The 12843-nt window shown below is 71.3% G+C and carries 11 protein-coding genes; 8 read left to right on the top strand and 3 right to left on the bottom strand.

Annotated features, from left to right (window positions below):
• The first annotated feature begins 274 nt into the window (after positions 1–274).
• The 4 genes from MKK58_RS04060 to MKK58_RS04045 all read left to right on the top strand — a co-directional run bounded on the left by MKK58_RS04060 (position 275) and on the right by MKK58_RS04045 (position 4011).
• Positions 275–1681 (top strand): alpha/beta hydrolase, encoded by a 1407-nt coding sequence (locus MKK58_RS04060; RefSeq protein WP_243910884.1) that lies wholly within the window; start codon positions 275–277, stop codon positions 1679–1681.
• Positions 1678–3228 (top strand): GMC family oxidoreductase, encoded by a 1551-nt coding sequence (locus tag MKK58_RS04055; protein WP_243910883.1) that lies wholly within the window; start codon positions 1678–1680, stop codon positions 3226–3228. The genes MKK58_RS04060 and MKK58_RS04055 overlap by 4 nt, the downstream gene beginning before the upstream one ends.
• Before the next feature lie 128 nt (positions 3229–3356).
• Complete coding sequence (locus MKK58_RS04050; RefSeq protein WP_243910882.1) at positions 3357–3536, top strand: type II toxin-antitoxin system HicA family toxin; 180 nt, start codon at positions 3357–3359, stop codon at positions 3534–3536.
• Positions 3537–3594: 58 nt separating this feature from the next.
• Positions 3595–4011: a type II toxin-antitoxin system HicB family antitoxin gene (locus tag MKK58_RS04045; RefSeq protein WP_243910881.1), complete on the top strand. Its 417-nt coding sequence runs from the start codon at positions 3595–3597 to the stop codon at positions 4009–4011.
• A gap of 99 nt (positions 4012–4110) precedes the next feature.
• Here MKK58_RS04045 and MKK58_RS04040 read toward each other — a convergent pair whose 3' ends face one another.
• The 3 genes from MKK58_RS04040 to MKK58_RS04030 all read right to left on the bottom strand — a co-directional run bounded on the left by MKK58_RS04040 (position 4111) and on the right by MKK58_RS04030 (position 7189).
• On the bottom strand, positions 4111–4989 hold the full coding sequence (locus tag MKK58_RS04040) for an SDR family oxidoreductase (protein WP_243910880.1): 879 nt from the start codon (positions 4987–4989) through the stop codon (positions 4111–4113).
• Positions 4990–5074: 85 nt separating this feature from the next.
• On the bottom strand, positions 5075–5296 hold the full coding sequence (locus MKK58_RS04035; RefSeq protein ID WP_243910879.1) for a hypothetical protein: 222 nt from the start codon (positions 5294–5296) through the stop codon (positions 5075–5077).
• An 87-nt stretch (positions 5297–5383) separates the two neighbouring features.
• Positions 5384–7189, bottom strand: coding sequence for a glycoside hydrolase family 15 protein (locus tag MKK58_RS04030; protein ID WP_243910878.1), 1806 nt, complete (start codon positions 7187–7189; stop codon positions 5384–5386).
• A gap of 313 nt (positions 7190–7502) precedes the next feature.
• On the opposite strand from MKK58_RS04030, the gene MKK58_RS04025 reads away from it, so the two are divergent.
• From MKK58_RS04025 to MKK58_RS04010, 4 genes are read left to right on the top strand one after another with little or no spacing between them, the layout of a single operon-like run.
• On the top strand, positions 7503–7736 hold the full coding sequence (locus tag MKK58_RS04025) for a hypothetical protein (RefSeq protein WP_243910877.1): 234 nt from the start codon (positions 7503–7505) through the stop codon (positions 7734–7736).
• Between the two features lie 2 nt (positions 7737–7738).
• Positions 7739–8377 (top strand): TetR/AcrR family transcriptional regulator, encoded by a 639-nt coding sequence (locus MKK58_RS04020; protein WP_243910876.1) that lies wholly within the window; start codon positions 7739–7741, stop codon positions 8375–8377.
• Complete coding sequence (locus MKK58_RS04015) at positions 8374–9612, top strand: efflux RND transporter periplasmic adaptor subunit (protein ID WP_243910875.1); 1239 nt, start codon at positions 8374–8376, stop codon at positions 9610–9612. The genes MKK58_RS04020 and MKK58_RS04015 overlap by 4 nt, the downstream gene beginning before the upstream one ends.
• A gap of 48 nt (positions 9613–9660) precedes the next feature.
• Complete coding sequence (locus MKK58_RS04010; protein ID WP_243910874.1) at positions 9661–12753, top strand: efflux RND transporter permease subunit; 3093 nt, start codon at positions 9661–9663, stop codon at positions 12751–12753.
• The last annotated feature ends 90 nt before the right edge of the window (positions 12754–12843 follow it).

The following is a 12843-nucleotide window of genomic DNA, read 5'->3' as shown; positions in this document are numbered from 1 at the left end:
CGCGGACCTTCCCGATGGCTTGGTACGGGGTCGCGCCGCGAGGCGCGGCCCCTTCGCGGCCGCGGGCCGGAGCCCGCGATCCCACGGCGTAATCCGACACATCACGGAAACGTGAATTGCTCTCCGCGAGGTCGTGCGATGGCGCGCGCCCCTACGGAGATCGTCGTTCTCCGTCGGCTGGCCGGGGTGGAAGATCGTTCCTATCGCCGGCTGCTGCCGAACGCCGCGTCGGGTCTGGCTTGAAGCGCCACGGCCGCGCGCGACTTCCCCGACCATGACGAACCAGACGCCCGGACACCCGGTTCTTTTCGGACTGCATTACCTCGGCGGGAGCGGACGCGCCTTCGACGGCGTCGCCGAACGCCTCGCCGGCCGCGTGACCTGCATCGGCCTCGACCTGCCGGGCTTCGGTGGGGCAGACGCACCATCCGGGTGGGACGTCGCCGCCATGGCCGACGCGATGGCGGATCGCATCCGCGTGGCCGCCCCCCAGCGCTGGATGCTGGCGGGCAACAGCATGGGCGCCAAGGTTGCCCTCGTCCTGGCCCGGCGGGCCGAGGACGGTGCGCCCGGCCTCGAAGGCCTGGAAGGCCTGGTGATCCTCGCCGGCTCCCCGCCCTCCCCGGAGCCCATGAGCGACGACAAGCGCGCCGCGATGATCGCCTGGATCGATGCCGATCCGGCGACTCGTGCGCGCGAAGCCGGGGCCTTCGTCGATGCCAATGTCGGCGCGCGCCTCCCCGACGGACTGCGGGACGGTGCGGTGGCGGATGTCCTGAGGGCCGATCCCGCCGCCTGGAAGGCCTGGCTCGCGGGCGGCAGCCGCGAGGACTGGAGCGCGCGCATCGGCGTCCTACGGACGCCCGCGATCATCCTGGCGGGGTCCGAGGATGCCGACCTCGGCGCGCCGGCCCAGGCCGCCCTGACGGCACCGCACTGCGCGCGCGGTCGTCTCGTGACCCTGGAGGGCACCGGGCACCTCATCCCCCTGGAGCGCCCCGACGCGGTGGCGGAGGCGGTGCTGGCCCTCGCGGACGGAGCCGCCGCCGCCGGGCCGGAGGCGCCTGCCATCCCGGAAGCCTACGCCGCGCTGATCCGCTCCGAGCGAGTGAATACCCGCCTGCGCGAAGCCCTCCTGCAGCGCGCCGAACCCGACGACCCCGCCTACCAGCCCCGCGCCCTCGACCCCGTCGGCCTCGCCATCCTGCGGGCGGCCTGCGCGCGGGTCCTGCCGCAGGACGGTCCCGGCCCCATCGACTTTGCCGCCCGCATCGACGCGCGGCTGGCGAGCGGGGCCGGGGACGGCTGGCGCTTCGCCCGCCTCCCTCCCGACCCGGAGGCCTATCGGCTCGCCCTGCGGACCCTGGACGCCGCCGCCTGGTCCCGGCACGGGACGCCCTTCGTCGCCCTCGATACAGACGCGCAGGACACTCTCCTCGGCAGCCTCGAATCCGGTGCGGTCTCCGGCGACCTCGACGCGGAGCAGATGGGCTTCTGGTTCGAGGACCTGCGCGCGGACGTGGCCCGCACCTACCTCGCCCACCCGGTCGCCCTGGCCCGCATGAACTTCAGCGGCATCGGCGCCGGCGGCGACGCCGAGCCCCTGCCCGGCTTCCACGCGGTCGGCATCGGCCAGCGTGAACCTTGGGAACCGAACGCCCCCCCGGAGACCGCCCGATGAACCTCGCTGCGATGCGTCGCTTTGCGACCTCCGAGACCGTCGACGCGGTGGTGATCGGCACCGGCGCGGGCGGCGCGCCCCTGCTGGCGCGCCTCGCTGAAGCCGGCCTCTCCTGCGTTGCCCTGGAGGCCGGGCCGAACTTCGATCCGAAAGGGTTCGCCTTCGACGAGACCCTGGCGGACGAGATCTACTGGACCGAGGAGCGGATCAGCGGCGGCGCGACGCCCGAGGCCTTCGGCGGCAACAACAGCGGCACCGGGGTCGGCGGCTCGACCCTGCACTGGGGCGCCTTCACGCCCCGGGCCGACGCCCGGGATCTCCGCCTCCACAGCGAGACCGGCGAGGGTGTCGACTGGCCCCTGGACTACGCCGAGCTGGTGCCGTTCTACGAGCGCGTCGAAGCCTTCATCGGCGTCTCCGGCCCGGCCGCCTATCCCTGGGACGAGACCCGCGCCTATCCCCTAAGCCCTGTTGCCCGCAACGCCCCGGCCCAGGCCATGGCGAGCGCCTGCGCGGCGCTCGGCGTGCGCTACGCCGACGCGCCGGCGGCGGTGGTCTCACGCGCCTTCACCCAGGAGCACGGCCCGACTCGGCCCGGCTGCATCAATTGCGGCTACTGCCACCAGGGCTGCCGCACCGGCGCCAAGACCAGCATGGACGTGACCTACCTGCCGCTCGCCGTCCATCACGGCGCCGAGATCCGGGCCGAGGCCCGGGTCCACGGCATCGAGCGCGCGAAGGACGGCCGGGTGACGGCGGTGATCTACCGCCAGGGCGGGATCGACCATCGCCAGCCCTGCCGCAACGTCTTCCTCTGCGCCGGCTCGGTGGAATCCGCGCGCCTGCTGCTGCATCTCGATCTGGCCAACGGCAGCGGCCAGGTCGGGCGCAACTACATGGGCCACGTCGCCACCCAGGTCTGGGGTACCTTCGCACCCGAGATGCGGATGAACAAGGGCTATCCCTCCTCGCTCATCACCGAGGACATGATCCGTCCGGCCGACGCGGACTTCGCCGGCGGCTACCTCGTGCAGAGCCTCGGCGTGGTGCCGCTCACCTTCGGCAATTCCCTGGTGCGGGGCCGCAAGCTCTGGGGCCGGGCGCTCGCAGACCAGCTCGCCCGCTACAACCACATGGCGGGCATCGGCATCAACGGCGAGACCCTGCCCTGCGACGCCAACGTGCTGACGCTCTCCGACGAGGTCGACGCGCTCGGCATGCGCAAGGCCGCGATCAGCTTCGGCTACGGCCCGAACGAGGAGCGCCTCAACGCCCACGCGACCCGGTTCCTGAACCGGGTCTGGGAGGCGGCCGGGGCCACGGATCTCTGGACCCTGGAGCGCGTCGCCCACACCATCGGCACCTGCCGCATGGGCCGCGACGGCGACACGGCGGTGGTCGATCCCTTCGGCCGCAGCTTCGAGGTTCCGAACCTCTGGATCTGCGACGGCTCGACCTTCCCGAGTTCGCTGGCCGCCAACCCGGCCCTGACGATCATGGCGCTCAGCCTGCGCAGCGCAGAGGCGTTCCTGAAGGTGGGGCAGTGATCACCCGGACCTGAGGCAGAGGCGAATTCCGGCACTGCCGCCTGCGCCAGCACCAATCGGTTCGACCCCTTTGTCGTTCGATCTCATTGTGTGTATGCTATACACATCCAAGCGGTGGCCGAGCGGCGATGGATTCCAGGGACCTCATCAGGGAGGTCGAGGCTGCTGGCTGGGTCTGGCACTCGACGACCGGCAGTCACCGCCACTTCAAGCATCCGACGCGGCCGGGGAAGATCACCATTCCTCATCCGAAGAAGGACATGCACCCAAAAACGGTGAAGAGCATCAGGGCGGCGGCGGGGCTCTAGAACCAGCGGCGTCCGCGCCATTGCCCTCGAAATCCGTTTCGCCCCAGGAGCGAGCCTCATGAACGCCACGAGCAACCACGGTTACGTTGCGCTCATCCATCCGCCCGAGAACGGTTCCGAGTGGGGTGTCACCTTCCCAGACGTGCCTGGATGTGTCACCGGCGGCGATACCTTCGAGGACGCGGTGGCGGCGGCGCGCGAAGCCCTGTCCGGCCACTTGGCCGCCCTTCGCGCGGACCGCGAGCCGGTGCCCGAAGGACGCGGCATGATCCAGTTTCTCGAGAGCCGGACGCCCGAGGACGCCGCTGGGCTTCCGCAGCTGATCTTTCCCCGCCACCTGCCGACCGATCGAGTCCGCGTTAACATCACGATCAGCAAGGCGATGCTGCGGCAGGCCGACGAGACCGCGCAAGCGCGCGGCCTCACGCGCTCGGCGCTCATCGAGTCCGCCCTGGCCAGCGTCATCGACGCCTGAGGCCGACAGGTTGGCGACTGTCCGCCGGATCTACGAGACGATCATCGCCGCGTGCCTTGAGGGCCCACGGTCTCCTCAAGACTGCGCAGAACCGTCCCTTCAATACATCGGCGTGCCGCCCGTGACCGGCACCAGCGCGCCGGTCATGTAGCTGCCCTCCCGCGAGGCGAGGAGCACGTAGGCGGGAGCGAGTTCGGCCGGCTGGCCGGCGCGGCCCAACGGCGTGTCGGCGCCCAGCGATGCGATCTGCTCGGGGTCCTTCACGATGGGCTGGATCGGGGTCCAGACCGGGCCCGGAGCGACGCAGTTCACCCGGATGCCCTTCGGCGCCAGCAGGTTGGAGAGGCCGATGGTCAGGCTCGCGATGGCGCCCTTGGTGGAGGCGTAGACCAGCATGGTCTTGTCGGCGACCTTGGCTTGCTGGCTCGTGGAGTTCACGATGGCCCCGCCCGGCTTCATGTGCGGCACGGCCGCCTGGGCGAGGTAGAGCATCGCGAAGACGTTGGCGCGGAACGAGCCCTCGAGATCCTCCGGCGTCACGTCGTCGAGACCTTCGTTGACCACCTGCGCGGCGGCGTTGTTGACGAGGATGTCGAGGCCGCCGAGTTCGGCCACGGTGCGGGCCACGAGATCGCGGCAATGGGCCGGGTCGCGCAGGTCGCCGGGCAGGAGCAGGACGCGCCGACCCGCCTTGCGCACCCACTCGGCGGTGTCCTCGGCGTCCGACTGCTCGACGGGCAGGTACGAGATCGCCACATCGGCGCCTTCGCGGGCATACGCGATGGCCACCGCCCGGCCGATGCCCGAATCCCCGCCGGTCACCAGGGCGACCCGGTCGGTGAGGAGCCCCTTGCCGACGTAGCTCGTCTCGCCGTGGTCGGGCGCCGGACGCATCCGCGAGGTCAGACCCGGTCGCTCCTGCTGCTGGTCGCCGGGAAAGGGCGGCCGGGGACCGGCGTCACGGGGATCGATGGTCATCGGAGGGGTGCTTTCCCGGGCTGTGTTCGGCGGTCGTCTTCGGAAAGGTGGGGCCCGCGCGGTGGCGGACCCCGGAAGGAGCGGATCAGGCGTCGGCGTCGTCGGCTTCGAGGATGGTCTCGAGGTCGCCCGTCAGGGCGTCGAGCTGGTCGGACGTCGCCCGGATCTTGAAGGTCGTGCCGTCCTCGGCCTCGACCGCGATCTCCACGTGATCGTCGACCCGCGCGGCCAGGGCCTGCTTGAGGATGTAGGTCGTCACGTCCCCGGTCTTCCGGTCGTTGGTCTTGTGGTCGGTTGTGCTGGCCATGCTGCCGTCTCCTGGCGTGGTCCCGAGCAACGCGGCGGGACGGGGGTCGGATCTGCGACCAAAGCTCCCGCCGGGTGCGGCGGCCCTTCAGAGATCGAGGCCCGACAGCGTCGCGGCGGCCTGGATCAGGGCGAGGTGGGTCAGCCCTTGCGGCAGGTTGCCCAGATAGGCACCGCTGACCGGGTCGGCCATCTCCGAATAGGTGCCGGAATTCCGGTCGAGGGCAGCGACGAGTGCCTCGAACATGGCTTCTGCCTCCGCCGTCTCCCCGAGCAAGGCCTTGGCCTCCACGAGCCAGAACGTGCAGGCGAGGAAGCAGCCCTCCTCCGCTTGCGCGCCGGTGTAGCGGTAGTGGTAGGGGCCGCGCCCGAGTTCCCGGTCGATGGCGCGGCAGGTGGCCGCGAGGCGTTCGGGGTTGCCGAAGCGGAAGCGCACGGCCAGCGTCAGGGAGGCGTCGAGCTTCTCCGAGCCGGGATGCATGACGTAGGATTGCTGGGCCTCCGACCAGCAGTTCTCGTCGATCCAGTCGGCGACGCGGTCGCGGGCGCGGGCCCAGCGCTCCCGGCAGCTGCCGGGCAGATGGCCGCCATCGGCGAGTTCCACCGCCCGGGCCAGGGCCTGCCAGCAACTGATCTTGGAGCCGGTGTAGTGCTTGGCCTCCGGCAATTCCCAGATGCCCGCATCCTTCAGCTTCCAGGATTCAGCGCATTGGTCGGCGAGCCCGGCGAGGAGAGCCCCGGTGCGCAGGTCGAGCATGTTGCCGTCGGCGACGAAGCGCTCGGCGGTCTCGAAGATGTCGCCGTAGATGCCGTGCTGGTGCTGGCCCGTGGCGGCATTGCCGGTGCGCACCGGGCGCGAGCCGCGATAGCCGGCCAGGTCGATTTCCTGCTCGTCGGGCACGCATCCGCCCTCGAGGGTGTAGAGAACCTGCGCCCCATGCTCGCCGATGTGGCGCATCAGCCAGGACAGGGCCGCGTTGGCCTCGGCCTGCGCCCCCAGCCGCAGGAACGCCTTGATGACGTAGCCGGCATCGCGGATCCAGGCGTAGCGGTAATCGTAGTTCTTCGAGCCGCCGATGCCCTCGGGCAGGGAACTCGTGGCCGCCGCCGCGATGGCCCCCGTGGGCGAGTAGAGCAGCAGCTTCAGCGCCAGGGCACTGCGCAGGACGGGCTCGGCGTAGCGGCCCCGATAGGCCAGCCGCTCGGTCCAGTCCCGCCATTCCTGGCATGACACGTCGATGCGCCCGTCGATCTCGGCGATGGGCGCCACCACCAGGGGCTGGTTCTCGGCCGCCACGATGGCGACGAGTTCGCGCTGGCCCGCCCGCACCTCGACGAAGCCCGCGATGGCGTGATCGTTCTCCGTCTCGATCCGGACGCCGTCGCTGGTGCGGAACAGGCCCATCATGCCGGCGACGTGGAAGGCGGTGCCGTTGCCGTTGCCCGAGAGGTAGGGGGCGGCGGTGTCGCCCCGCGTGCCGAACACCAGCGCGACCCGGAAGCGCACGTGCCCCTCCAGCCCCTCGATCCGGCGGGCGAGTTCCGCCCAGGGTAGGCGCCCGGCCGGGCCGCTGTTCAGGCTCTCGGTGAGGCGCGCCCGCCCGGTCTCCGTCGTGAAGACGGTCTCGTGGACGTTGCTGCCGTCGCGGTAGCCGATCTCGGACGTGAACGGCGCCTCCGGCGTGATCGCGAAGTAGCCGCCCTCCTCCGCGCTGAGCAGGCGGTCGAACAGCGGCGGCGAGTCGAGGTTGGGGCAGCACCACCAGTCGATGGAGCCGTCCGCGCCCGCGAGCGCCACCGAGCGGCCCTCCCCAAGGGCCGCGTAGCCCTCGATCGGGAGAAATCCGTCGATACGGGTGACGGGACCGCCCGCGCGGGGAAAGGGCTTCAACACGGTGAGGACGGCCTCGGATGGGGAGCGGACGATACCCGGCCGGGGCCGGGCGCGACGCAGCGAGCCGAGGCCTGCGTGTCGCGAATATCCGGACCGGGCCGACCGGGTCCTCCACTGGGGATCTGGTCGAACCCCTGTCGCCCTCGGCCGTTCCGCTTCCGGCTTGCTTCACGTTGACACGTCGGCGCCGCTCGGAAGCCTGGCGCTGTGGCGCCACGGCCGCACCGCCGTGCTCCTGCGCACCTCGAGAATGAACACTCATTGACCAGTGAATGAACGTTCAATACGATGATGAGGTCGGTTGGAGGATGCCATGCAGCGCACCCACGAGGATGTCCGGTCTCAGGCTTTGGTCGGGAAGGTTCGCGCGCTCTTCGCGCCGGATCACCTGCTGCTCGGAGCCGTGCTGGTCCTCGGCTGGGCCGCCCTGATCGCTTGGACCGGCAACGGTTCGGTGGGCTGGCAGGCCCGCCTCTGCGCCGACGCGGACGCCGCGATCGCCGCCTGCCGGGTGGTCGCCCCGGCATCGGATGGAAAGGTCTCCTGACGATGGCTTCGCCGGTCGGCAGCCTCATCGACGCCCGCGCCGGCCAGGCCACGCGCCGGGAACAGATCCTCGACGCTGCCAGCGCCTGTTTCGTGCGCCACGGGTTCCACCGGACAACGATGCAGGACCTCGCCCGCGAGGCCGGCATGACGGCGGGCAACTTCTACCACTACTTCCGCTCCAAGGAGGCCCTGGTGATGGGCCTCGTGCAGCGCGAGCGCGAGGGGGGCGCCCTCCTCGTCACGCAATTGCAGCGCGAGGGCGACCGGCGCAGCGCGCTGTTCGGGGTCCTGGAGCAGTATTTCGGCACCCTCACCCGGGACGAGGCGATCCTGCGCCTGGAAATCTGGTCGGAAGGAACCCGCAATCCGGCCATCGCGGATCTGACCGAGGCTTCGGAAACGGAAACCCGGACCTGGTTCGAGGATACGTTCGCGGCGCTCGCCACGTCGCCCGCCTGCGATCCCGCAGCCCTCTACGCCCTGCTGGCGCCCCAGATGACCGGGGTCGTCGCAAGCCGGGCGATCCTGCCGGATTTCGACATGGCCGGCGCCGTCGCGCAGATCCGCGCCCTCATCGAAGCCGGGCTCGACGGCCGGCTTCCCGCCATCCCCGAGGCCGCCCCGGAGTCCCATCGATGACCGATCCGCGCTTCGTCCTCGGCACGGCCCTGCTGGCCCTCGCCCTCGGGCTGGCGGCCCCGCCGGTGCTGGCGAGCCCCGCCCCGGCGCCGGCGAAAGCCGATCTCGTGCCGACGATCAGCGTGGTCGATGCCACGCGGCGGGAGATCGTCGAGTCGGTGGTGGTCACCGGCACCCTGGTCCCGCGCGACGAGATCCTGGTGACGCCCGAGATCGAGGGCTACCGGGTCACCGAGGTGCTGGTCGAGGAAGGCGCACGGGTGGCCCGCGGCCAGGTGCTCGCCCGCCTCTCGCGCGACCTCATCGACCGCCAGCTCGCCCAGCAGGCGGCCCTCGTCGAGAAGGCCGAGGCTGCCGTGCCGCAGGCCCAGAGCAGCATCGAGCAGGCGGAGGCCGCCGAGACCGAGGCGCGTCTCGCCTTCGAGCGGGCCCAGCAGCTCCTCAGGACCGGCAACGCCACGGCGGCCGTGATGGAGGGCCGCACCGCGACCCTGCGCCAGGCCGAGGGCAAGCTCGCCTTCGCCCGCAACGGCCTGCGCATCGCGCGGGCCGACCTCGCCCAGGCGCGGGCCGTGCTCGACGAACTCAACCTGCGTCTGGCCCGCACCGAGATCCGCGCGCCGGAGGCCGGCATCGTCAGCCGCCGCACCGCCCGCGTGGGCTTGGCCGCCTCCGCCACGGCCGAGCCGCTGTTCCGCCTGATCGCGCGCGGCGAGATCGAGCTCGAGGGCGAGGTCATCGAGACCAAGCTGCCGCAGCTGCGCGACAACGCCCCGGCCTGGATCGACCTCGGCGACGGGGTCCGCCTGCCCGGCAGCGTGCGCACCGTCTACCCGGAGGTCGACCGCGCGACCCGCCTCGGCAAGGTCCGCATCCGCCTGGAGCCGGATCCGCGCCTGCGCATCGGCACCTTCGCGCGGGGCGCCGTCGAGCTCGCCCGCACCCGCGGCGTGACGGTGCCGCAGGCCTCCGTGCTCTACGGCGGGGCCAAGCGCAGCTCCGTCCTCGTCGTCGCCGACGACGTGGTCGAGGCCCGCGAGGTCCGCACCGGCCTGTCCGACGACGACGACATCGAGATCCGCGCCGGACTCGCCGACGGCGAGCGCGTGGTCGCCCGGGCCGGCAGCTTCCTGCGCGACGGCGACCGGGTCCGCCCGGTGGCCCTGGCCGTACAGGCGCCGGCGGTGGCCGCCGGCCCCTCCCCGCGCGAGACCGCCGAGGCCGGCACGCCCTGATCGGGCGCCGCGCCGCATCCTGACACGCGAACTGGAACGGGTCGCCCCATGCGCCTGAACATCTCCGCCTGGGCGATCCGCAATCCCATCGCCCCCCTCGTGCTGTTCCTGGTGCTGATCGTGCTCGGCCTCGTCAGCTTCCGCGGCCTCGCGGTGACGCGGATGCCGAACGTCGACGTGCCCATCGTCTCGGTGACGATCACGCAGTCGGGCTCGGCCCCCGCCGAACTCCAGACCCAGGTGACGAAGTGGGTCGAGGATTCCATCGCCGGCGTGCGCGGGGTCAAGCACATCACCTCGGCGATCACGGAAGGGTCCTCCGTCACCACGGTGGAGTTCCGCCTGGAGGTGAACACCGACCGGGCCGTCAACGACGTCAAGGACGCGGTCTCGAAGATCCGCATCAACCTGCCCCGCACCATCGACGAGCCGGTGATCCAGCGCGTCGAGATCACCGGCCTGCCCATCCTGATCTACGGCGTGCGGTCGCCCGGCATGAATCCGGCCGAGCTGTCCTGGTTCGTGGAGGACAAGGTCGCCCGCGCACTCCAGGGCGTGAAGGGCGTGGGCGGCGTCGAGCGCGTGGGCGGCGTCGCCCGCGAGATGCGCGTCACCCTGCTGCCCGACCGCCTGCTGGCGCTCGGCATCACGGCGGCCGACGTGAACCGGCAGCTGCGCCTGACCTCCGCCGACATGGCGGGCGGGCGCGGCGAGGTCGGCGGGCGCGAGCAGTCGATCCGGACGCTGGCCGCCTCGCGTTCCTTACGCGACCTCAAGGCCACCTCCATCGTGCTCCCCGGGGGCCGCAAGGTTCGCCTCGACGAACTGGCCACGCTGGAGGATTCCATCGAGGAGCCCCGCACCTTCGCGCGCTTCAACGGCGAGCCGGTGGTGGCCTTCGCGGTCTCGCGCGGCTCGGGCGCCAGCGACGCCGCGGTGGCGGCGGGCATCGAGCGGAAGATCACCGAGTTCAAGACCGCCTATCCCGACATCCAGTTCGAGACCATCGATTCCTCGGTCTCGGCCACGATCGGCTCCTACGATTCGGCCATGCACACCCTGATCGAGGGGGCGGCTCTGGCCGTTCTGGTGGTGTTCCTGTTCCTGCGCGACTGGCGCGCGACGCTGATCGCCGCCGTCGCCCTGCCGCTCTCCGTCTTCCCCACCTTCTGGGCGATGGACGCCATGGGCTTCACCCTCAACGGGATCAGCCTGCTCGCCATCACGCTGGTCACCGGCATCCTCGTCGACGACGCCATCGTGGAGATCGAGAACATCGTCCGGCACATGCGGCTCGGCAAATCGCCCTACCGCGCGGCCATCGAGGGCGCCGACGAGATCGGGCTCGCCGTCATCGCCATTACCGCGACCCTGATCGCGGTGTTCGCGCCGGTCTCGTTCATGGGGGGCATCGCGGGCCGCTACTTCATGCAGTTCGGCCTCACCATCGCGGTCTCGGTGTTCATGTCGCTCCTGGTCGCGCGCCTGATCACCCCGATGCTGGCCGCCTACTTCCTGCGCGACCACGGCCATGCCGAGGCGAAGGAGGGTCCGGTGATGCGCGCCTACGGCCGCCTCGTCGGCTGGTCGGTGCGCCACCGCTTCGTCACGCTGATCGTCGGCCTCGCGCTGTTCGCCGGCTCGCTCGCCTCCACGGGGCTGCTGCCCTCAGGCTTCGTGCCGAAGCAGGACAACGCCCGCACGCTGTTCATGGTCGAACTCGCCCCCGGCGCCCGGCTGCCCGACACGGTGGCGGTCTCCGACCGGGTGGTGGCCCGCATCCGGGCCCTGCCGGAGGTGGTCTCCGTCTTCGTCGACGGCGGCCGCCAGGCCGGCGGCAAGCGGGAGACGCGCCTCGCCACCCTCATCGTCAACCTGACGCCGAAGAACCAGCGCGCCCGCAAACAGGCCGCCATCGAGACCGAGATCGCCGGCCTGCTCGCCCAGGAGCCCGACATCCGCTCCTGGACCCTGCGCGACGGCGGCCAGCGCGACCTCGCCCTCGTGGTCGGCGGCCCCGACGTCGACGTCGTCACGGAGGTCGCCGCTCGCCTCCAGCGCGACATGGCGGCGATCCCCCACCTCGTCTCGGTGATGTCGACGGCCCCCCTCAACCGCACGGAGGTGCGCATCCGGCCGAAGGCGGGTGCTGCCGCCGATCTCGGCGTCTCCACCGACGCCATCGCGGAGACCGTACGGGTCGGCACCATCGGCGACATCGGCCTGAATCTGGCGAAGTTCAACGCGCCCGACCGCCAGATCCCGATCCGGGTGCAGCTGCCCGAGAGCGCGCGCGGTGCGGTCTCGCGCCTCGAGAACCTCAAGGTGCCGGCCAAGAACGGCGCTGCCGTGCCGCTGGCGGCGGTGGCCGACATCGAGCTCGACCAGGGCCCTGGCGCCATCGAGCGCTACGACCGCGTGGTGCGCGTGGCCGTGGAGGCCAACATGGAGGGCTCGGACGCGCTCGGCTCCCTCATCGCCCAAGCGCTCCAAACCCCGACCGCGAAAAACCTGCCGCCGGGCGTCACCATCCGGCAGACGGGCGACGCCGAGATCATGGCCGAGGTGTTCTCGGGCTTCCTCATGGCGATGGGGGCCGGGATCATGATGGTCTACGCCGTGCTGGTGCTGCTGTTCGGCTCGTTCCTGCAGCCGCTGACCATCCTGTTCTCGCTGCCGCTCTCCATCGGCGGCGCGATCCTCGGCCTCCTGATCCTAAACATGCCGATCTCGATGCCGGTGGTGATCGGCATCCTGATGCTGATGGGGCTGGTGACGAAGAACGCCATCATGCTCGTCGACTTCGCCGTCGAGCAGATGGCGCGCGGCGTCGACCGGGTCACCGCCATCGTGGATGCGGGCCGCAAGCGCGCCCGGCCCATCGTGATGACCACCATCGCGATGGCGGCCGGCATGGTGCCCTCGGCCATGGCGCTCGGCATCGGCGGCGAGTTCCGCGCGCCGATGGCGGTGGCGGTGATCGGCGGCCTCATCGTCTCGACCCTGCTCTCGCTGGTCTTCGTGCCGGCGGTGTTCCTGCTGATGGACAGCCTCGGCGCGGTCCTCGGCCGGGTCTTCGGGCGCCTCGTCGGTGCGACCGACGAGGCGCCACTGCCCCAAGGCGCCCTGCCGCATCCCTGACAGGTTCCGGGGGATGGGGCGGTCATCCGGCCGGACCGGGTTTCGCCCTCGCCCGAACGGGGGCAAACACGCAGGGTCCGGACCCGGTCG

It is taken from the genome of Methylobacterium sp. J-078 (assembly GCF_022829285.1).
Taxonomy (GTDB): domain Bacteria; phylum Pseudomonadota; class Alphaproteobacteria; order Rhizobiales; family Beijerinckiaceae; genus Methylobacterium.
Note: the sequence above shows the minus strand (reverse complement) of the source record. Positions and strands in the feature narration are given on the sequence as shown.

Coding starts and splice junctions, on each gene's coding strand:
- MKK58_RS04060 (WP_243910884.1), top strand. CDS start 275: ATGACGAACCAGACGCCCGGACACCCGGTTCTTTTCGGACTGCATTAC.
- MKK58_RS04015 (WP_243910875.1), top strand. CDS start 8,374: ATGACCGATCCGCGCTTCGTCCTCGGCACGGCCCTGCTGGCCCTCGCC.
- MKK58_RS04040 (WP_243910880.1), bottom strand. CDS start 4,989: ATGACCATCGATCCCCGTGACGCCGGTCCCCGGCCGCCCTTTCCCGGC.
- MKK58_RS04045 (WP_243910881.1), top strand. CDS start 3,595: ATGAACGCCACGAGCAACCACGGTTACGTTGCGCTCATCCATCCGCCC.
- MKK58_RS04055 (WP_243910883.1), top strand. CDS start 1,678: ATGAACCTCGCTGCGATGCGTCGCTTTGCGACCTCCGAGACCGTCGAC.
- MKK58_RS04025 (WP_243910877.1), top strand. CDS start 7,503: ATGCAGCGCACCCACGAGGATGTCCGGTCTCAGGCTTTGGTCGGGAAG.
- MKK58_RS04035 (WP_243910879.1), bottom strand. CDS start 5,296: ATGGCCAGCACAACCGACCACAAGACCAACGACCGGAAGACCGGGGAC.
- MKK58_RS04010 (WP_243910874.1), top strand. CDS start 9,661: ATGCGCCTGAACATCTCCGCCTGGGCGATCCGCAATCCCATCGCCCCC.
- MKK58_RS04020 (WP_243910876.1), top strand. CDS start 7,739: ATGGCTTCGCCGGTCGGCAGCCTCATCGACGCCCGCGCCGGCCAGGCC.
- MKK58_RS04050 (WP_243910882.1), top strand. CDS start 3,357: ATGGATTCCAGGGACCTCATCAGGGAGGTCGAGGCTGCTGGCTGGGTC.